This is a genomic window from Dactylosporangium sucinum, from assembly GCF_014647515.1.
Classification (GTDB): Bacteria; Actinomycetota; Actinomycetes; order Mycobacteriales; family Micromonosporaceae; genus Dactylosporangium; species Dactylosporangium sucinum.
In genome coordinates, this window is the sequence record NZ_BMPI01000046.1 from 13,889 (window position 1) to 32,932 (window position 19,044).

Consider the following 19,044-nt stretch of genomic DNA (forward strand, 5'->3'; position numbering starts at 1 on the left):
CCTTCGTGCCGGTGTTCTCCGTGCTCAGCGGAGCGACCACTGCCAGGCGTTGCCGGTGGTGTCGATGACGCTCTGGTAGATCGACGCACCCTGGAGTGCGGTCGGCAGGACGTTCAGCCCTGAGCGCGCCCACAGCCAGTTGTAGGGAACGGCGGTGTTGAGGATCTTCGCCGCCTGTGCGTAGATCGTGGCCTGCTTGGCCGGGTCGGACTCGGCCCGGCCCGCCGCGAAGAGGCCGATGAGCTGGTCGTTGTAGTACTTCGTGCCGACGAACGTCTTGTTGTAGTAGACGGAGCTCGCGTCCGGCGATCGTCCCTCGGTCCCGCAGCAGTTCAACGTCACCGAGAACGCGTTCGGGTTGGGATCGCTGAGCTTCGAGGACCACGCCGTCTCGTCCATCGGGGCTAGCGTGATGTTGACGCCGATCTTGCCCATGTCGTCCTTGATCGTCGCGGCGATCTTGTCCCAGCCGGACTCGGTCGAGGCGTAGGGCAACGTGAGCGGCTTCGCGTAGTCGAAGTTCGCGGCGTCGAGCAGCTGCTTCGCCTTCGCCGGGTCGTAGTCGTAGTGGTTCAGATCGGCGCCGGTCTGATCGAAACCGGCCGGTGCCCACAGCACCTTGCCGGCGTTGCCGAACAGGCTCTTGAGCATCGAGGCCCGGTCCACGCCGTAGTAGAAGGCCTGGCGTACGCGCTCGTCGGCGACCTGCGGATTGTCCACCCGGAACTGGATGTACATCGTGCCCACACCGACATCGACCGACGTCTTGAGTCGGGAGGTCGATGCGAGCAGCGACTGGTTGGTCGGGTCCATACCCAGCGCCACGTCCAACTCGCCGGTTTTGAGCTGGTTGACGATGCCGGCCTCGGTCATGCCGGTCTTGACGAAGATCTTCTTGATCTTCGGCGCGCCCTGGTAGTAGTCCATGTTCGCGGCGAATTCGAGGTACTGATCGGGGACGACCTTGGCCAACTTGTACGGACCTGAGCCGATCGGGGTCTGCGTCGCGAATGCGGACTTCGCCCAGGTCGCCGGAGCGACGGCGGCGAGCGCGTGCTGCGGCAGGATGACGTGCACGGCGTTGGCCAGCGTTGTCAGGTACTGGCTGTCGGGCGCCGCGAGCGTGATCTGCACCGTGTGCGGATCAACCGCCTTGATCCCGGTGAGCGGCTTCGTCGTTCCCGCGATGGCGGCCGCTCCGTCGATGGCCAGCCACGCGGTCGGGGTGTACCCGGTGAACTTGTCGGCGTTCTGCGCCGCCGCGGTGGCGGTGAACACGACGTCGTCGGCCGTCACCGGCTGGCCGTCGCTCCACTTGGCCTTGTCGTTGAGGCGGAAGGTGTACGTGGTGGCGGCGACGTTCTCCCATGTCGAGGCGAGGTCGGCCACGATCGTTCCGGCGCTGGAGCCGCGCCGGACCAGGTTGCTGTAGAACAAGTTGTAGAAGATCTGCTGCCCGCTGTCGGAGTCGGCCACCGGGTGGAAGTTGAACGAGAACTTGCCTGGATAGGTCATGATCAACTGCGACTTGGCCGAAGACGTGTCCTCGGAATCGCTCGACGACGAACAGCCGGTCACTGCGACGGACGCCCCGACAAGCAGCGCCATCCCGCTATAGATCCACTTCACCTAGACCTCCAAACATTCGAATGTGTCCGGGCTCCCAGGTCTGACGACGGGCTGCACACTCACGCCCTCAATTGCAGCGGGCGCAAACTTGGTGCGGTCAGTGAACGCAAGGTAGACGTCACCACTGATCTCTGTCAACGGATCGCCGAGCCGGCCCGAAAGCAGACGCACCCAGTCAATGGATGCCCTGAGGCGGGCAATGGCGGGTCTTGACAACCGGTCCGGCCGAGCTGCCATAGTGCTTTCGGATGCGCCAGTCGCATCCGTGGTGCGTTGAACGCAATCTCCGACAGCCACGCCCAGCATGCGCCGCCATCTGCATGAATGTGAGGTACGTCTCAGCATGAGTCAGCTCCCCTACGACGCTGCCCAGGCGATCGACGCCGACGACGTAGCTTCCTTGGCCACCGGCCTCTGCAACATCGCGTCCGACCGGGACAACGAGGGGGCCATCGCCGAGCACATCGCGCGCCGCCTCGAACGATCCGGCATCGAAGTCCATCTGGAGGAGGTCGTCGCGGGCCGCCCGAACGTCGTCGCCCGGGTGCCGGGCACCGACGGCGGCCTGCCGCCCCTTGTCCTCAACGGGCACCTGGACGGGGCGTTCCACGTGGACGGCTGGCGGCGCGACGCGCTCGCCGGATGGGTGGAGGGCGATCGCCTGTACGGCGGCGCGGTGTCCGACATGAAGGGCGGCCTCGCGTCGATGGTGGTCGCGATGGAAACCGCGGCCCGGCTGGGCGGCACCCCGCGTGACCTCATCCTTCAGGCGGTGATGCATCACGACACCGTGGGTCTCGGCACCAAGTACCTGCTCGCGTCCGAGGGGCCGACCGAGGGGTACGCGATCTGCGGCGAGCCCTCGAACCTGTCCATCCACGTCGCCAACGGCGGCGCGGTGAAGTTCAGCATCGCGGTCAAGGGCCGCGCCTCGCACATCTCCCGCCTCGACGAAGGCATCGACGCGCTCGCCTCGGCCGTCGGGGTCTACTCGGGCGTCGCCTCGATGGCGTTCACCCACCAGGCGCACCCAAGCCTGCCGGATCTGCCGATCGTGCTCGTCGGCGTGCTCCAGGCCGGCTTCGCCGCCGGCTGTACCGCTCCGGAGGCGACCCTGCTCGGCGACGTCCGCACCGTGCCCGGGATGGACCGGCACACCGTCCGCGCCGATCTGCGCCGCATCATCGACCAGCACCTGAGCCCGGACACGACCTGCGAGCTGCGGATCACCGCGGCCCAGAAGTCCTTCATCGGCAACGCCGACAGCCCACTCGTGGCGGCCCTGCGCACGGCGCACACCCGGATCCGGGGAGCCGCACCGGCGGTGGGCAGCCCGATGCCGGGCCAGGCGTTCGTCACCGACGCCGCAGACCTCGCCGCGATCGGACTCGACTCCGCCGTGTACGGGCCGGGCGACTGGCATTACGCGCCGGACGAGTGGGTATCGATCACCGACCTGCGCGACGCCGCCGCGATCTACCTGGCGACCGCCTACGAACTGCCGCACTCGCCGTGAGAATTGCCGATGTGATCGCCCGCGCGGTGTCGGTACCCCGGCTGGCGCAGTTCCGGCCCAAGACCGCCCACGGCGAACGTGCCACCAGCGACTACGTCATCGTGCAGGTGCGCACCGAGGACGGGCCGGTCGGCCTCGGCGAGGCCACGGTCGACCGCGCCTGGAGCGGCGAGGACGCGATCAGCACCGAATCCCTGATCAACGGGACCGTCCGGGATCTGCTCCTGGGTGCCAACGCGGGCGACTGGGCCGAGGTCGCCGCCCGGTTGGGGCGGCTGACCATGCACCGCCCGTTCCTCCGGGCCGCCCTCGAAATGGCATGCCTCGACATCCTGGGCAAGCAGGCGGGTGTCCCCGTCTCGATGCTGATCGGTGGCGCGCGACGCACCGGCATCCCGACGAAGTTCGTGGTGCCGGCCCGGGATCCCGAGACGGCCACCCGGATCGCCGCGACCGCCGCCGAACGGGGTGCACTCGCGCTCAAGGTGAAGGTCGGCATCGACATCGCTCAGGACGCCGCCCGGGTAGCGGCGGTGCGCGAGGTGCTACCCGAGATGCACCTGACCGTCGACGCCAACGAGGGCTGGGGAGTCGACGAAGCCCGGGCCGCGCTGCGCCGCATGGACGACTTTGGCGTCGCGGTCGTCGAGCAACCCGTCGCACGGCACGCGTGGGCCGCGCTGGCCGCGCTACGGCACACCGGCCGCGCGGCGATCGCCGGCGACGAGTCGATCTGGTCCGAAGCCGACATCGTCACGGCGGCAGCCCACTCGGCCCTCGACATCGCCTGCCTGTATCCCGGCAAATGCGGCGGTATCAGGCGCGCAATGACCGTAGCCGCCATCGCCGGGGCACACGGGATGCGGGTGAGCGTCGGGTCGAACCTGGAACTCGGGGTGGGCTCGGCCGCAATGGCGCACATGCTCGCCGCGCTGCCCCAGCTCAGCACCGCGATGCCGGCCGACCTGATCGGGCCGCTGTACCACGAACACTCGCTGGTCACCGACGACTCGTTCGTACGCTTCGACGGTGCGACCTGTCCGGCCGGCCCAGGCCTGGGCGTCGCCCTGGACGAGGCGGCGGTCGAGCACTACCGGCTCCGGCAGCGCTGACGACGGAACCGGGCGGCCGGCACCGATGCCGGCCTACGCGGTGCCAGACTCCCCGCTCCGCGGCATCGAGATCGACGAGAACACGCTGTCCCAGTCCCGCATCGCGCAATCGCGCCTCAGGAGGCAACCATGCAGAAGGAACCGATCGTCCCCGCGGGCGGCGCACCGCCCGCCGGGCCCTACTCACCCGGGATCCGGGCAGGCAACCTGCTCTTCGTCTCGGGCCAGGGCCCCTTCGACGCCGACCGCAAGCTCGTCGGCGACACCTTCGGGAGCCAGGCACGCGCCACCTTCGCCAACGTGGAGCGCGTCATCACGGCCGCCGGCGGGGATCTCTCCGGCATCCTGCGCATCGGCGCGTACCTGCGCACCCTGGACGACTTCGCGGAGTTCAACGACATCATGCGCGAGGTGCTGCCCGCCCCGCATCCGGCCCGTACGACGATCCAGGTACAGCTGCCCGGATTCCTGATCGAGATCGACGCGGTTGTGCTCCTCCCCGACCGCGCATAACGGCCGGTACCGCCGGCTCCACTGTGGCCGCGGCGCCGGCCGGCGACGAGAGGCCCGATGGACGAGCACAACGGTGCGGGTGGGGTCGTCCGCCGTGGCGGGACGGCCCCGGTGCGTCGACTATCGGCGGCCGACGAGGTCGCGCCCGATGATCTCCTTCATGATCTCGTTGGCACCGCCGAAGATGCGCTGGATGCGGGCGTCCTGGAAGGCCCGGCCGACCGGGAACTCCAGCATGTAGCCGTAGCCGCCGTGCAGCTGCAGGCAGCGGTCGATGATGCGGTTCTGCATCTCCGACGCGAACAGCTTGGCCTTGGCGGCGTCCACGACCGACAGCTCGCCCTCGCCGTGGGCGAGGATCGCCTGGTCGACGAAGGCGCGGGTCACGTCGATCTCGGTCGCCATCGAGGCCAGCTCGAAGCGGGTGTTCTGGAAGTCGGCGATCGGCTGGCCGAAGGCGTGGCGCTCGTTGGTGTAGGCGAGGGTGTCGGCGAGCACCGCCGTGGCCACCGCGACCGCGTGGGCGGCGATCGACAGCCGTTCGAGCGGGAGCAGGCCGGCCAGCTGCTTGAGGCCGCCGCCCAGCTCGCCCAGGACGTTCTCGTCCGGCACGAACACGTCGTCGTAGAAGAGTTCGGCCGTGTCCTGGGCGTGCAGGCCGACCTTGTCGAGCTTGCGACCCCGGGTGAAGCCGGGCATGTCGCGCTCCACGACCAGGAGGCTGAAGCCGCGGCTGCCGCCCTCGGGCGCGGTGCGCACGACCGTGATCACCAGGTCGGCGTTGATGCCGCTGGTGATGAATGTCTTGGCGCCGCTGACGACCCAGCCGCCGTCGACCCTCCGGCCGGAGGTGCGTACGCCGCGCAGGTCGCTGCCGGTGCCGGGCTCGGTCATCGCGATGGCCCCGATGCGTTCGCCGGACGCCATCGGCGGCAGCCAGCGCCGTTTCTGCTCGGCGGTGCCGAGGGCCGTGACGTACGGAATCGCGATGTCGTCCTGGAGCGAGAAGCTCGAGGCCAGCGCGGTGGCGTGCACCTTGGCGAATTCCTCCAGCACGATGTTGCGGTACCGGTAGTCGCCGTGCTGCCCGGCGCCACCGTACTCCTCGGGCGCGCTGAGGCCGATGACCCCCTGCTTGCCGGCGGTCAGCCACACGTCGCGGTCGATGAGGCGATCGTGGTCCCAGCGCTGCAGGTTGCCGGCCACGGCCCGGGCCACGAACTCGCGCACGACCTCCCGGAACTGCTCATGGTCGGCGGTGTAGAGATGGCGTTTCATGAGGCATCCTTCCGTGGGCTGGTGGTGTCGAGGTCGAACAGCGGCGCCGTCTTGAGCTCCGAGCGGGCCACCGCGCGGGCGTGGATCTCGTCCGGGCCGTCGAAGATTCGCATCGCCCGGTGCCAGCCCCACATGGCGGCCAGCGGGACGTCGTCGCTGACCCCGGCGGCGCCGTGCACCTGGATGGCCCGGTCGACGACCTGCGTGACCACCCGCGGTACGACGAGCTTGACCATGGAGATCTGAGCGGCGGCGGCCTTGTTTCCGGCCAGGTCGATCGTTCTGGCCGCGGCCTGGCACAGCAGCCGCGCCTGATCGATGGCGACCCGCGACTCGGCGATGTCGCGCTGGATCGACTCGCGCTCGACGAGCGGGCCGCCGAATGCGACCCGCTGCCGGGCGCGCCGGATCAGCATGGCCAGGGCCCGCTCGGCCGCGCCGAGCGCCCGCATGCAGTGGTGGAGCCGGCCGGGGCCGAGCCGCGCCTGGGCCATGGCGAAGCCGTCGCCCTCCCGACCGAGCAGGTGCGTCGCCGGCACGCGGACCCCCTCGAAGCTCGCCTCACAGTGACCGTGCTGGTCGTGCCGTCCGAAGACGGGCAGGTCGCGGTGGACGACGACGCCCGGGGTGCCGACGGGGACCAGGACCATCGACTGCTGACGGTGGGCGGGCGCCTGCGGGTCGGTCTTGCCCATCACGACGAGGAGCTCGCAGCGCGGGTCGGCCAGGCCGCTGATCCACCACTTGCGGCCGTCGATCACGTAGTCGTCGCCGTCGCGGCGGATGGCCGTGGTGATGTTGGTGGCGTCGCTGCTGGCGACGTCGGGCTCGGTCATCGCGAAGGCCGATCGGATCCGCCCGTCGAGCAGTGGTTCGAGCCAGCGCTCGCGTTGCTCGGCGGTGGCGAAGAGGTGCAGCAGCTCCATGTTGCCGGTGTCCGGTGCCTGGCCGTTGATCGCCTCAGGCGCCAGTTCCGGGCTCCAGCCCGACAGCTCGGCGACGGCCGCGTAGTCAAGCTGGCCGACGCCCGATGCCGCGGGCAGGAACAGGTTCCACAGGCCGCGGCGTTTGGCTTCCTGCTTGAGCTCCTCGACCACGGGCGGCACGGTGTGGTCGTGCTCGCCGTGGCCGGCTCGGTGCTCGTGGTAGGCCTGCTCGGCGGGGAAGACGCAGTCGCGCATGAAGTCGGCCATGGACGCACGCAGCTCGGCGCCGCGCGGCGAGAGCCGGAGGTCAGTCACGACGGCCCGCCGGCGGGGTGAAGACACGGCCGCCCGGCAGGACCGGCGGCATGTGGCGGGAGACGCGGTCGGCGAAGGCCGGTTCGCGCTTGTGCAGGAACGCGGCGATGCCCTCGGCGGCGTCGGCGCTCACCCCGCGCAGGTTCAGCGCATGAGTCTCGATCTCGTGCGCGGTCATCGGGTGGTCGACGGTCAGCATCTGCCACAGCAGTCGCCGGGTCAGCGCCGCCGACACCGGCGCGGCGTGCCGTGCGATCTCGCCGGCCAGGCCCAGGGCGACGGTCAGCACGTCGCCCGCCGGGTGCAGGCTGCGCACCAGGCCGCCGGACAGGGCCTCGCTGGCGTCGAACACCCGGCCGGTCAGCATCCACTCCATCGCCTGCTGCATCGGCACCACGCGCGGAAGGAACCACGAGGAGCACGACTCCGGCACCAGCCCGCGGCGGGTGAACGGGAATCCGACCTTGGCGTCCTCGGCCAGGATCCGGATGTCGCACGGCAGCGTCATGGTGATGCCGACACCGACCGCGTGCCCGTTGACGGCGGCGATCACCGGCTTGAGCGACTCGAAAATGCGCAGCACCACGCGGCCGCCGCCGTCGCGCCGCAGCGGCAGCGCGTGCCCCGGCAGCTCGAACTGGGTATCGGCGGGGGCGTCGGGGCTGTTCCGCCACGTCTCGAACGTGCCGCCGCCGGCCTCGCCGGGGGTGAGGTCCATGCCGGCGCAGAAGGCGCGACCGGCGCCGGTGAGGACCACCGCGCGGACGGCGTCGTCGGCGTCCGACCGGTCGAAGCACTCGATCAGCCCGGCCTCCATCCGGTCGGTGAACGCGTTGAGCGACGCCGGCCGGTCGAGCGTGACGACCGCGACGTGGTCGGACACCTCGTAGCGGACGTGACCGCTCATCAGCCGATCCGCTCGATGACGGTGGCGTTGGCCATCCCGCCGCCCTCGCACATGGTCTGCAGGCCGTAGCGCCCGCCGGTGTCCTCGAGGTGGTGCAACAGCGTGGTCAGTAGCCGTGTGCCGGAGCCGCCGAGCGGGTGGCCGAGGGCGATCGCCCCGCCGCGGGGGTTGAGCCGTGCCTGGTCGACGTTGAACTCCTGCGCCCAGGCCAGCGGCACGGGCGCGAACGCCTCGTTGACCTCGAACGCGTCGATGTCGTCGATGGAAAGCCCGGCCCGGGTCAGCACGCGAGCGGTGGCCGGGATGACGCCGGTGAGCATGAGCAGGGGGTCGCTGCCGGTGACCGCGAAGCCGCAGAACCGGGCCCTCGGGGTCAGCCCGAGCGCGTGGGCCTTGTCGGTGCTCATGATGAGCGCGGCCGACGCGCCGTCGGTCAGCGGCGACGAGTTCCCCGGCGTGATGTGCCAGCCGATCTCGGGGAATCGGCCGGCCAGCTCGTCGGTCCGGAACGACGGGCGCAGCCCGGCCAGCGCCTCGGTCGTCGTCCCCGCCCGGATGGTCTCGTCGGCGGTGTGGCCGCCGATGGGCACCACTTCGCGCCGGAAGTCGCTCTCGGCGGCGCGCTGGTGCGAGCGGGCCGAGTACTCGTCGAGCTGCGCCCGGGAGAACTTCCAGCGGGCGGCGATGATCTCGGCGGAGACGCCCTGGTTCACCAGGCCCTCGGGAAACCGGGCGGCGAGGGGGCCGAGCGGGTCGCCGCCGGCGGTGGCCGAGCCCATTGGCACCCGGCTCATACTCTCCACGCCGCAGGCGATGACCACGTCGTAGGCGCCGGCCAGCACGCCCTGCGCGGCGAAGTGCACCGCCTGCTGGCTGGAGCCGCACTGCCGGTCGACGGTGGTGGCCGGCACCTCCTCGGGCAGCCCGGCGACCAGCGTGGCCGTGCGGGCGATGTTGAGCGCCTGGTCGCCGGCCTGGCCGACGCAGCCGGCGATGACATCGTCGACCTCGGCCCCGGTGAGACCGTTGCGCTCGACCAGCGTCCTGATGACCGTGGCCAGCAGGTCCGCCGGGTGCGTCCCGGACAGCGCCCCGCCGGGCTTTCCTCGCCCCGACGCCGTCCTGACGACGTCGATGATGACCGCCTCGGCCATGGCGTGTTCCTTCCTGTCCCGGGTCGCCGGTCCGCGCCCGTGTACCGGTGCGCCGCCGCCAGGTCCCAAGATCGAGTAGATTTACTTAGCGCTCGCTAAGGAGCGTAGCAAGTGCGGGTGCCGCGGGGTCAAGGTCCGCTGCTGGCGACCGCCTCGCCGGCTGGTTGTACGCCTGTGCGCCGCCGGTTTCCGGGCGCGAAACGCTCTCTTGACATGTGTGTCAACTCGGGCTTACGTTTCCGGTCAGTGACGCCATTCACATGAGAGCGCACCTGGAGGGTACCAATGAAGATCACAGACCTCCGGACCCGCGTCGTCGCCCCGCCCGAGTTCGTCTTCCAGTGGCGCGAGGACATCCCGCCGGTCCAGCTGACCATGACGGTGTTCGAGATCGAGACCGACGAGGGCATCACCGGTGTCTCGACGTCGTGGCTGCCGGCCGCGCCGAACGAGATCGCCGAGTCGGCCATGCACTTCTTCAAGCCGCTGCTCATCGGCGCCGACGCGTTCCAGCGGGAGAAGATCTGGCACGAGCTGATGGCGTTCAGCCGTTACATGATCTCCCCCAAGGCGGCCAGCAACATCGACATCGCCCTGTGGGACATCGCCGGGAAGGCCGCCGGCCGCCCCGTGTACGAGCTGCTCGGGGCGTATCGCGACCGGGTGCCGGTCTACATCACGACCGAGACCCAGAAGCATGCCGAGGACTACGCGCAGATCGCCGTCAAGTGCAAGGAGCAGGGCCTGCACGGCGTCAAGCTGCACGCGGCGGCGACGCCCGACAAGGACATCGAGGCCTGCCGGGCCACCCGGGCCGCGGTCGGCGACGACTTCACGCTCATGCTCGATGCGACGAGTGCCTACGACTGGCACGACGCGGTCCGGGTCGGGCGCGAGATCGAGAAGCTCGGTTTCCACTGGTACGAGGACCCGATGCGCGACGACGACGTGGCCGGGTTCGTGCAGCTGTGCCAGGTGCTCGACGTGCCGGTGCTGATGGGGGAGTCGACGGCCCGCGGCCCCTGGACCTTCGCCCACTACCTGTCTCAGGGGGCCTGCGACGGTCTCCGGGCGGTCGGCGACATCATCGGCGGCATCACCGGACTGCGCAAGATCGGCGCGCTGGCCGAGCTGCACAACCGGCGGATGGAGCCGCACTCGTACGGCTCGACGCTGGTGCAGGCCGCGCATCTGCATTACATCCTGTCCGTCCGTAACTGCGAGTACTTCGAGCTGCCCTACCCGCGCGGACCGCTGGACTTCGGCATGAAGGACGTGATCGAGGTCGGCGCGGACGGTCACGTGCGGGCGCCCACGGCACCGGGCCTCGGCTACGAACTCGACTGGGACGTCATCGACAATGCCACCGTCAAGCAGCTCAGCTGAGACCGCGGCCGGGCGGGTGCTCGTCGTCGGCGCCGGGGCGATCGGCGGGCTCATCGCGGCCAAGCTCGCGGAGGCCCCCGGCGTCACGGTGCTGCTCGCCGCCCGGCAGCCGATCGAGCGCTTCACCTTCACCCCGCTCGGCGGCGAGCCGGCCGAACCGGACGTGGCGGTGCTGCGCGATCCGAGCGAGCTGTCCGGTCCACCAGGTCCACCGGGGCTGTCGTGGGTGGTCGTGGCGACCAAGACCTACGACGTCGGCGGTGTCGGGCGATGGCTCGGCCGGCCGGCGGTGGCCGGCGCGACGGTCGTGGTGGCCCAGAACGGGGTCGGCCACCAGGAGCGGCTGGCGCCGTTCGTCGATCCGGGCCGGGTCGTCCCGGCGCTCGTCACCTACGGTGCCGGCCGCCCCGGGCCGGGCCGGGTGGTGCACACCCTCGACGGCATGGTCCGGGTGCCGGCCGGCACCGGTGGCGAAGGGTTCGCCGCGCTGGCCGCGCCCACCTCGCTCAACGTCGAGGTCGTCACCGACTTTGCCACCGCACAGTGGACCAAGCTCGCCTACAACCTGGTCGGCAACTCGATCTCCACCATCACCGACCTGCCGGTCCGCGAGATCGGCCGCCGCCCGGAACTGCGACGCATCGGCACCGCCCTGGTGGACGAGGCCCGCAAGGTCGCCGCCACGCAGCTGGCAACGCTGCCGGCCGACCTCGCCGAGCGGATGCTGGACGAGTTCGCCGCCTATCCGGACACGGTGCGGTCGTCGATGTGGCAGGACCGGCAGGCCGGGCGACCGCTCGAACACGATGCGATCAGCGGTGCGGTGGTGCGGGTTGCACGGTCCCATAATATAGACGCACCCTTTTCGCAAATGGCAACCGACCTGCTGGAGACGCTGTCTCCGGTGCGGGCGCCGGCGTCGTCGGTGCCCCGCACTGCATTCACGTAGGAGATCAGATGCCCGGTCCCACCGAGGTTCAGCAGGCACGTCGGGACAACGGTCCGCTCACCGACCGTGGTGCGACGCGCAAGCGGGCGCTCCTGGACGCGGCCCGTCGGGTCTTCGAGCGCAAGGGATTCATCGAGACTCGCGTGACCGACGTGGTCAAGGAGGCGCAGGTCTCGCACGGTACCTTCTATACCTACTTCGACACCAAGGAAGCCATCTTCTCGGCGGTCGCGCACGACATGGTCGACGCGATGCTGGCGGCGATGTCGACGCCGATCCCCACGACCGGCTTCGACGAACGCATCCACGACCTCGTGCGCCGCTTCGTGCAGGCCTACCGGCCGCACGCCACGATGATCGGCCTGATCGAACAGGTGGGCACATTCTCGCCGGAGATGCGCGAGCTGCGCCTCGACATCAGGGACACGTTCGTCAAGCGCACGAAGCGGGGCATCCAGCGGCTGCGCGCCGGCGGCGTGCTCACCGATCCTGACATGGATGTCGAGTACACCGCCGAGGTGCTCGGCGCGATGCTCGAGTACACCTGCTACCTGTGGTTCTGCCTCGACAAGAACTTCGACGAGGACCGGCTTGTCGACACGCTGGCCTTCGTCTGGCGCAAGACCCTGCGTGCCGCTCGCTGACCCCCGCAGCACGACCCCGATAGTTCCATGCCCTCTGCGTCGGTCACGGCCGTACGCGAGCCCCTTTGCGCGCAAGTGCAATCGAATGTCCGCAGTGGACAGTCACGGCCCGTGGCGATGGCGCGGTGCGCCCGTCTCCCGGCCGGAGCGCCCTTGACAGCTCCCGTGACGGCGGCCACTCTTGACATGCATGTCAACAACTGATTGCGCTGCTGTTTCGGGGGACCGCTGACGTTCCGATCGACGACCTCAGGCGGTTTGTTGGTCTTATACCGCACACCCGCCCTCGCCGGCGGACCAAAGGAGCACAGATGTCGAACCTCAGGCGGATCGCGGTCACCGGCCGCTCCTCCCGCCCCCGATATGGCAGACTCACCGCCGTCGTCGGCGCCCTGGCGCTGAGCCTGGTCGCCGCCTGCAGCGGCCCCGCCGTTCCCAGTGCCGACGGCAGCGCGGAGGTTCCCGCGTCCGCCACCAACCAGACGTTGACCGTCGGCGTCGCCACCCTGCAACAGCAGTACGCCGACCCGGTGCTGGCCAATGAGGGTGGCAACACCTATCCGATCAAGTGGTCGGTCGGCGAGCCCCTCGTCCGCCAGGAGCTCGACATGCGCCAGGTTCCCGCCCTGGCCACCGAGTGGTCGGTCAGCGCGGACGACCTCACCTGGGACGTCAAGCTCCGCCAGGGCGTGAAGATGCACGACGGCTCGACCTTCACGGCCAAGGACGTGCAGACCTCGATCAACCGGGTGAAGGACGCCGCCTTCACGTCGTACGCCGCCTACGTCAAGAAGATCGCGTCGGTCGAGATCGTGAACGACTACGAGATCAAGATCAAGACGACGGTGCCGTACGCGAACCTCGTCTTCGACACCCCGGCCCCGGTGGCCACCGACTACTACAACCGGGTCGGCGAGACCGAGTTCCGCAAGAAGCCGGTCGCGGCCGGCCCGTGGAAGTTCGACTCCCAGGTCTTCAACGACTCGATGACCCTGACCCGGTTCGACGACTTCTGGGACAAGGACCGGGTCGCGAACTTCTCCAAGCTCGTCCTCAAGATCATTCCGGACGAGAGCAGCCGGCTGTCCGGCATCCAGACCGGGCAGCTCGACATCGCGCAAGGCCTCACCCCCAACAGCGCGGCCCAGCTGCAGGGCAGCCCGACGATCAAGCTGGTGACCTCGAAGCAGGCCAGCGTGGCCAACGTGTTCTTCGTCGACAACTGGTTCGACGCCGACTCGAAGCTCAAGGACGCCAACGTCCGCAAGGCGCTCATGCTGGCCATCGACCGCAAGGCGATCGCCGACTCGCTGTACCGCGGCTTCGGCACGGTGACCGTCAACGCGACGCTGCCGGTGACACTGGGCAACGACGCCTCGCTGCAGGCCTGGCCGTACGACCCGAACCAGGCCAAGCAGCTGCTCGCCGCGGCCGGTGCCGGCAACCTCTCCTTCACGCTGCACCTCTACAACCAGACAACCGCCATCGCCGACGTGCAGAAGTTCGCCGAGGCCGTGATCGGATACTGGAAGGAGGTCGGCGTCAACGTGACCATGGACGCGATGGACCCCGCCACGTATCTCGACAAGGCGGTGAAGCACCAGCTGACCGGCGCCGTCATCCTGGGCACCCCCGGGCTTCTGATCTCCGACCCCGAGAAGCTGTCCATCTTCTACACGTCGACCGGCGGTTACTCGTCGGTGAAGAACGCCGAGCTCGACGGGATGTTCGCCCGGTTGAGCTCGACCGTGAAGCGCGACGACCAGGCCAAGATCGCCGGCGAGATCAGCCGGAAGCTCCACGAGACGCTCTACGGGCTCCCGGTCGTGTCGCTCGACGCCGTCTACGCCGTCGGCCCGAAGGTCGCGGCGTGGAAGCTCATGGAAGGCAACCCCTACCCGGGGCCGTTCTGGTACCTCGACGCGAAGTAGATCGGGCGAGTGGCCCGGACCCGACGGGGCCGGGCCACCCACCACCGTCGTTCAACCCCTCCCTGGAGAGGCAATGACCAGATACACGCTCAGTCGACTGCTGCAGGGCCTGGTCGCGATGTGGGTCATCGTCACCATCGTGTTCTTCCTGGCCCGGCTCGGCGGTGACGCCGCCGCGCTGCTGGCCCCCGCCGACGCGACCCCGGAGCAGATCGCGGCGATCCGGGTCAGCTACGGCTTCGACCAGCCGCTCTACCTGCAGTACGTCGACTACCTGCGGGGTATCGCCACGCTCGACTTCGGTCAGAGCGTGAGCTATCGCCAGCCGGTGGCCGACCTGGTCGTCCCAGCCATGGTGAACACCGCCCGGCTGGCCCTGGCCGCCTTCGCCATCGCGCTGGTGCTCGGGGTCACCTTCGGCGCGATCGCCGGGGTGCGCGCCGGCACCCGCTACGACCAGGCGGTGCGCGGGCTGAGCGTGCTCGGCCAGTCGGTGCCGCCGTTCTGGCTGGGCATGCTGCTGGTGCTGCTGTTCTCCATCAACCTCGGCTGGTTGCCGGCCTTCGGTTCGGAGGGCTTCACCAGCCTGATCCTGCCCGCCTGCGCGCTGGCGGCCTTCCCGCTGGCGTCGATCGCCAGGCTGACCCGGTCGTCGGTGCTGGAGATCGTCGCCCGCGATCAGACGTTGTTCGAGCGCTCCAAGGGCGTCGGACCGGCCACGCTCATGTCGCACATACTGCGCAACGCCTCGCTGCCGGTCGTGACCCTGGCCGGTATCCAGCTCGGCGCGATGTTCTCCGGCACGATCGTCGTCGAGAACCTCTTCGCCTGGCCCGGCGTCGGGCAGCTGGCCATCCAGGGCATCCAGGCCCGCGACTTCGCGCTGATCCAGGGGATCGTCGTGGTGAACACGTTCGTGTTCGTGGCGCTGCTGTTCGTGGTCGACCTGTCGTACGGCTGGCTCGATCCGCGGGTCCGGGCCATCAAGACGGCGGTCAAGTCGAGAGTGGAAGCAACCGTGGAGGCGGCCGCATGAGCAGCGCAGTGGCATCCACGCCGCGGATCCGGCCCTTCCTTCGGCTGCGCCGCAGGCCGGGTCGCCGGCCGTGGTTCAGCGGCACGGTGATGGCGATCTTCGCCTTCTGCGGTCTCTTCGGCAGCGTCGTCGCGCCGCACGACCCGGACAAGGTGAACCTCAGCCAGTCGCTCAAGCCCCCGGTCTTCGCCGGCGGCACCGCCACCTACCTGCTCGGCACCGACCAGCTCGGGCGCGACGTGCTGAGCCGGCTGCTGACCGGCGCCCAGGTGTCCTTCCTCGTCGCCGCCGGCGCGGTGCTCATCGGGGGCGCGATCGGGATGCTCGTCGCCCTGCTGGCCGGCTACACCGGCGGCCGGCTCGACGCGGTCCTGACCCGCGTCGCCGACGCGTCGATGGCATTCCCCGTGGTGCTGCTGGCCATCGTCATCGTGGCCATCTACGGCAAGGGCGTCACGGTCGTGATCGCGGTGCTCGTGGTGGCTGCCTGGCCGCAGTACGCGCGGGTGCTGCGCAGCGAGGTGATCCGGATCCGCACCCAGGAGTTCGTCACCATGTCCAGGGTCATGGGCGGCGGCCGGTTCTGGGCCATCACCCGACACGTCGTGCCCAACACCATCCCGACGCTGCTCGTGCTGGCCACGCTCCAGATCGGCCTGGCCATCATCGCGGAGGGCTCGCTGAGCTTCCTCGGCATCGGCGTCCCGCCACCCGCGGCGTCCTGGGGCAACATGCTCGCCGACGGCCGCAACTTCCTGGCCACGGCGTGGTGGCTCCCGGTCGTCCCCGGCGTGGCACTCAGCCTGACCGTGCTCGCCGCCAACCTGTTCGGCGACTGGCTGCGCCAGGCGCTCGACCCCGCGACGAGGCGATAGGCATGCTCGAGATCTCCAACCTCACGACCCACTACTTCCAGGGCGGCCAGGTCGCCACGGCCGTCCGCGGCGCCTCCCTCACGCTGAAGAAGGGCCTGGCGACGGCCATCGTCGGCGAGTCCGGCAGCGGGAAGAGCACGGTGGCGATGAGCGTGATGCGGATGATCCGCCCGCCGATCGGCGACATCGCCGAGGGCACGATCCGGGTCAACGGCACCGACGTGACCGCGGCGTCGCCCAAGCAGATGCGCGAGATCCTGCGCACGTCGATCGGTTTCGTGCCGCAGGATCCGACGACGGCGCTCGACCCCCTCTACACGATCAGATCGCAGATCGTCGAGGCGATGCCGCACGTCGAGCGGAACAAGCGCACCGAGACCATCGTCGAGCTGCTGACCTCGCTCGGTATCGCGGACGCCCGGGACCGGCTGCGGGAGCATCCGCACCAGTTCTCCGGCGGCATGCGGCAGCGGGTCGCGATCGCCATCGCGCTGGCCAAGGAGCCCGACCTGCTCATCGCCGACGAGCCGACCACCGCGCTGGACGTGACCACGCAGATCGGCATCCTGCGGCTGCTCGACCGGCTGCGGCGCGAGCGCCACCTCACCACGATGTTCATCACCCACGACATCCGGGTCGCCCGCCTGGTGTGCCAGGACGTGGCCGTCATGTACGGCGGGGTGGTGGTCGAGAGCGGCCCGCTGAGCGCGGTCGTCGACGCGCCGTCGCACCCCTACACCCGGGCGCTGCTCGACGCGAGCTCGCTCGACGTCGGCCCGCGGCAGCGGCTCCGGGCCATCTCGGGCAGCCCGCCGACGCTGCTCGCGATGCCGCCCGGCTGCCCGTTCGCGCCGCGGTGCCCGAACGCGACGGCCATCTGCCACCGCGAGATGCCGGCCACCACCGGCAAGGCCGACGGCAGCTCCTTCGCCTGCTGGAACCCGGTGGCGTCATGAGCGGGTACATCCTGGAAGCGGTCAACGTCAGCAAGACCTTCCACGGCCGGCGCGGCGAGACGACCCGGGCGCTGACCGGCGTGGACTTCGGCGTGGCGGCGGGGGAGATGGTCGGCCTCGTCGGCGAGTCCGGCAGCGGCAAGACCACGCTGACGCGGATCCTGCTCGGCATCGAGCAGCCGACGAGCGGGACGGTCCGCTTCCGCGGCACCCCGCGGGACCGGTTCACCGCCGAGCATCGCCGCGACTACTTCAACTCGGTCTCGGCCGTCTTCCAGAACCCGTACAGCTCCCTGAATCCGCGCCGCCGTCTGTGGGACATCATCACCGAGCGGCGGTCGATCGAGCGGCGTGCCCCGAAGGCCGAGCGCCGGGCCCGGGCGATCGAGCTGCTGGAGCTGGTGTCGCTGCCGGCCGAGTTCGCCGACCGGTTCCCGCATCAGCTCTCCGGCGGTCAGCGCCAGCGCGTCGCCATCGCCCGCGGCCTGTGCGAGGACCCCGACGTCATCGTGCTCGACGAGCCGATGTCCGCACTGGACGTCTCGGTCAGCGCCCAGATCGCCAACCTGCTGCTCGATCTGCAGGAGAAGTTCTCCATCGGTTACATCTTCGTGGCCCACGACATGCACATGGTGCGGCACCTGTGCCACCGGGTGGCCGTGCTGCTGAAGGGGCAGATCGTCGAGCACGGCGCCGTCGCCGACGTCCTCGGCGACCCCCGGCACGAGTACACCCGCAGGCTCGTCGCGGCTTCGGAGCTGCGTTCGCTGGAACCGGAAGAAGAGAGGGTTCGTCCGTGAAGATCACCGAGGTCAGCGCCCAGGTTCTCAAGCCCACCGAGTTCGAGTTCCAATGGAAGGATCAGCTGCCGCCGCGGCGGGTCGGCATGATCCTGCTCCGCATCCGCGACGACGAGGGCCACGAGGGGCAGTGCATCACGTGGCTCGCCGGCCCCGGCCAGTTCGAGGACGCCCTGCCGCGGGTCCGTGACACGCTGGTCGGCCGCGATCCGCACGACATCGAGAAGTTCTCGTACGAGCTCACCGACAACCTCACGGCGCCCAACGCGGTCTCGTCCGGTGTGGACATCGCCCTGTGGGACCTGGTCGGAAAGATCCACGAGCAGCCGATCTACAAGCTGCTGGGCGCGGCCCGCGACCGGGTGCGCGCCTACGCCAGCACCGTGCGCTACGACACGGTGCAGGAGTACGTCGACCTGGCGCTGCAGTGCCGCGACGAGGGCTTCACCGCCTACAAGCTGCACGCGTTCGGCGTGCCGGACAAGGACATCGAGGTGTGCCGCGCGGTGCGCGAGGGTGTCGGCGACACCATGGACCTGATGCTCGACCCCGTCAACGCCTACGACCGGCAAGGCGCCTTCAAGGTCGGCAAGGTGCTCGAGGAGCTCGACTTCTACTGGTACGAGGCGCCGATCGAGGACGCCGACATCCAGGGCCTGACCGACCTCACCCGGCACTTCTCGATCCCGATCACCGCGGTCGAGAGCGTCGGCGGCGGCCTGAAGTTCGTTCCGCCGTACCTGGTCAACCACGCGGTCGACTCGGTGCGGTCGGTCGGCGACTGGACCGGCGGCATCACGGCGATGAAGAAGACGGCCGCGCTGTGCGAGGCGTTCGGCGTCAAGTTCGAGCCGCACAGCTACGGCTCGACTCTGATCCAGGCGGCCCACTTCCACGTGATGCTGGCGATCCACAACTGCGACCTGGTGGAGCTCCCGGTGCCGACCGGTGTGCTGGACCAGGGCATGAAGGACACGCTGCGGGTCAACGCCGAGGGCTACGTCGACGCGCCGACCAAGCCGGGCCTCGGCTACGAGATCGACGAGGACGAGATCGACAACCTGACCGTACGGCACCTGACGATCGGCGACGCCTCGTCGGTCATCGGTCACTGAGA

The 19,044-nt window shown here is 69.7% G+C and carries 17 protein-coding genes; 12 read left to right on the forward strand and 5 right to left on the reverse strand.

All coding sequences use genetic code 11. From position 1 onward, the window contains the following. Nucleotides 1-24: 24 nt before the first annotated feature. Nucleotides 25-1,515, reverse strand: a complete 1,491-nt coding sequence (locus IEZ31_RS36825) for an ABC transporter substrate-binding protein (RefSeq protein ID WP_190254710.1) — start codon at nt 1,513-1,515, stop codon at nt 25-27. Between the two features lie 457 nt (nt 1,516-1,972). Between IEZ31_RS36825 and IEZ31_RS36830 the strand changes: the two genes are divergently transcribed. The 3 genes from IEZ31_RS36830 to IEZ31_RS36840 all read left to right on the forward strand — a co-directional run bounded on the left by IEZ31_RS36830 (nt 1,973) and on the right by IEZ31_RS36840 (nt 4,770). Further along, a complete protein-coding gene (locus IEZ31_RS36830; protein ID WP_190254711.1) occupies nt 1,973-3,145 on the forward strand; it encodes a M20 family metallopeptidase in 1,173 nt (390 codons plus the stop codon). Continuing rightward, complete coding sequence (locus tag IEZ31_RS36835; protein ID WP_190254712.1) at nt 3,142-4,257, forward strand: mandelate racemase/muconate lactonizing enzyme family protein; 1,116 nt, start codon at nt 3,142-3,144, stop codon at nt 4,255-4,257. The genes IEZ31_RS36830 and IEZ31_RS36835 overlap by 4 nt, the downstream gene beginning before the upstream one ends. A 129-nt stretch (nt 4,258-4,386) precedes the next feature. Beyond that, nucleotides 4,387-4,770 (forward strand): RidA family protein, encoded by a 384-nt coding sequence (locus IEZ31_RS36840; protein WP_190254713.1) that lies wholly within the window; start codon nt 4,387-4,389, stop codon nt 4,768-4,770. Nucleotides 4,771-4,890: 120 nt separating this feature from the next. Here the strand turns inward: IEZ31_RS36840 and IEZ31_RS36845 are convergent, their stop codons facing one another. The 4 genes from IEZ31_RS36845 to IEZ31_RS36860 are packed head-to-tail and all read right to left on the reverse strand — an operon-like array spanning nt 4,891 to nt 9,350. Beyond that, nucleotides 4,891-6,048 (reverse strand): acyl-CoA dehydrogenase family protein, encoded by a 1,158-nt coding sequence (locus IEZ31_RS36845; protein WP_190254714.1) that lies wholly within the window; start codon nt 6,046-6,048, stop codon nt 4,891-4,893. Next, nucleotides 6,045-7,289, reverse strand: coding sequence for an acyl-CoA dehydrogenase family protein (locus tag IEZ31_RS36850; protein ID WP_268241719.1), 1,245 nt, complete (start codon nt 7,287-7,289; stop codon nt 6,045-6,047). The genes IEZ31_RS36845 and IEZ31_RS36850 overlap by 4 nt, the downstream gene beginning before the upstream one ends. Continuing rightward, nucleotides 7,282-8,196, reverse strand: coding sequence for an enoyl-CoA hydratase-related protein (locus tag IEZ31_RS36855; protein WP_190254715.1), 915 nt, complete (start codon nt 8,194-8,196; stop codon nt 7,282-7,284). The genes IEZ31_RS36850 and IEZ31_RS36855 overlap by 8 nt, the downstream gene beginning before the upstream one ends. After that, on the reverse strand, nt 8,196-9,350 hold the full coding sequence (locus IEZ31_RS36860) for a thiolase family protein (RefSeq protein ID WP_190254716.1): 1,155 nt from the start codon (nt 9,348-9,350) through the stop codon (nt 8,196-8,198). Before IEZ31_RS36860 ends, IEZ31_RS36855 begins: the two co-directional genes overlap by 1 nt. 285 nt (nt 9,351-9,635) lie before the next feature. On the opposite strand from IEZ31_RS36860, the gene IEZ31_RS36865 reads away from it, so the two are divergent. The 9 genes from IEZ31_RS36865 (at nt 9,636) to IEZ31_RS36905 (ending at nt 19,042) form a co-directional block, all read left to right on the forward strand. After that, on the forward strand, nt 9,636-10,736 hold the full coding sequence (locus IEZ31_RS36865; protein WP_190254717.1) for an enolase C-terminal domain-like protein: 1,101 nt from the start codon (nt 9,636-9,638) through the stop codon (nt 10,734-10,736). Continuing rightward, nucleotides 10,711-11,685: a ketopantoate reductase family protein gene (locus tag IEZ31_RS36870; RefSeq protein WP_190254718.1), complete on the forward strand. Its 975-nt coding sequence runs from the start codon at nt 10,711-10,713 to the stop codon at nt 11,683-11,685. The genes IEZ31_RS36865 and IEZ31_RS36870 overlap by 26 nt, the downstream gene beginning before the upstream one ends. Before the next feature lie 8 nt (nt 11,686-11,693). Continuing rightward, a complete protein-coding gene (locus IEZ31_RS36875) occupies nt 11,694-12,329 on the forward strand; it encodes a TetR/AcrR family transcriptional regulator (protein ID WP_190254719.1) in 636 nt (211 codons plus the stop codon). Nucleotides 12,330-12,640: 311 nt separating this feature from the next. Next, nucleotides 12,641-14,260 (forward strand): ABC transporter substrate-binding protein, encoded by a 1,620-nt coding sequence (locus tag IEZ31_RS36880; RefSeq protein ID WP_190254720.1) that lies wholly within the window; start codon nt 12,641-12,643, stop codon nt 14,258-14,260. Between the two features lie 73 nt (nt 14,261-14,333). Further along, the gene (locus IEZ31_RS36885; protein WP_190254721.1) at nt 14,334-15,296 is read left to right on the forward strand and encodes an ABC transporter permease; all 963 of its coding nucleotides are present in this window, start codon (nt 14,334-14,336) and stop codon (nt 15,294-15,296) included. After that, on the forward strand, nt 15,293-16,171 hold the full coding sequence (locus IEZ31_RS36890) for an ABC transporter permease (RefSeq protein WP_190254722.1): 879 nt from the start codon (nt 15,293-15,295) through the stop codon (nt 16,169-16,171). The genes IEZ31_RS36885 and IEZ31_RS36890 overlap by 4 nt, the downstream gene beginning before the upstream one ends. 2 nt (nt 16,172-16,173) lie before the next feature. Next, complete coding sequence (locus tag IEZ31_RS36895) at nt 16,174-17,127, forward strand: ABC transporter ATP-binding protein (protein WP_190254723.1); 954 nt, start codon at nt 16,174-16,176, stop codon at nt 17,125-17,127. Beyond that, nucleotides 17,124-17,927, forward strand: a complete 804-nt coding sequence (locus IEZ31_RS36900) for an ABC transporter ATP-binding protein (RefSeq protein WP_190254724.1) — start codon at nt 17,124-17,126, stop codon at nt 17,925-17,927. The genes IEZ31_RS36895 and IEZ31_RS36900 overlap by 4 nt, the downstream gene beginning before the upstream one ends. Continuing rightward, a complete protein-coding gene (locus IEZ31_RS36905; RefSeq protein ID WP_190254725.1) occupies nt 17,924-19,042 on the forward strand; it encodes a mandelate racemase/muconate lactonizing enzyme family protein in 1,119 nt (372 codons plus the stop codon). Before IEZ31_RS36900 ends, IEZ31_RS36905 begins: the two co-directional genes overlap by 4 nt. Nucleotides 19,043-19,044: the final 2 nt, after the last annotated feature.

Excerpts from the sequence above, each read along its gene's own strand:
- IEZ31_RS36825 (WP_190254710.1), bottom strand. The coding sequence starts at position 1,515 with ATGACCTATCCAGGCAAGTTCTCGTTCAACTTCCACCCGGTGGCCGAC.
- IEZ31_RS36830 (WP_190254711.1), top strand. The coding sequence starts at position 1,973 with ATGAGTCAGCTCCCCTACGACGCTGCCCAGGCGATCGACGCCGACGAC.
- IEZ31_RS36840 (WP_190254713.1), top strand. The coding sequence starts at position 4,387 with ATGCAGAAGGAACCGATCGTCCCCGCGGGCGGCGCACCGCCCGCCGGG.
- IEZ31_RS36845 (WP_190254714.1), bottom strand. The coding sequence starts at position 6,048 with ATGAAACGCCATCTCTACACCGCCGACCATGAGCAGTTCCGGGAGGTC.
- IEZ31_RS36855 (WP_190254715.1), bottom strand. The coding sequence starts at position 8,196 with ATGAGCGGTCACGTCCGCTACGAGGTGTCCGACCACGTCGCGGTCGTC.
- IEZ31_RS36860 (WP_190254716.1), bottom strand. The coding sequence starts at position 9,350 with ATGGCCGAGGCGGTCATCATCGACGTCGTCAGGACGGCGTCGGGGCGA.
- IEZ31_RS36865 (WP_190254717.1), top strand. The coding sequence starts at position 9,636 with ATGAAGATCACAGACCTCCGGACCCGCGTCGTCGCCCCGCCCGAGTTC.
- IEZ31_RS36870 (WP_190254718.1), top strand. The coding sequence starts at position 10,711 with ATGCCACCGTCAAGCAGCTCAGCTGAGACCGCGGCCGGGCGGGTGCTC.
- IEZ31_RS36875 (WP_190254719.1), top strand. The coding sequence starts at position 11,694 with ATGCCCGGTCCCACCGAGGTTCAGCAGGCACGTCGGGACAACGGTCCG.
- IEZ31_RS36880 (WP_190254720.1), top strand. The coding sequence starts at position 12,641 with ATGTCGAACCTCAGGCGGATCGCGGTCACCGGCCGCTCCTCCCGCCCC.
- IEZ31_RS36885 (WP_190254721.1), top strand. The coding sequence starts at position 14,334 with ATGACCAGATACACGCTCAGTCGACTGCTGCAGGGCCTGGTCGCGATG.
- IEZ31_RS36890 (WP_190254722.1), top strand. The coding sequence starts at position 15,293 with ATGAGCAGCGCAGTGGCATCCACGCCGCGGATCCGGCCCTTCCTTCGG.
- IEZ31_RS36895 (WP_190254723.1), top strand. The coding sequence starts at position 16,174 with ATGCTCGAGATCTCCAACCTCACGACCCACTACTTCCAGGGCGGCCAG.
- IEZ31_RS36900 (WP_190254724.1), top strand. The coding sequence starts at position 17,124 with ATGAGCGGGTACATCCTGGAAGCGGTCAACGTCAGCAAGACCTTCCAC.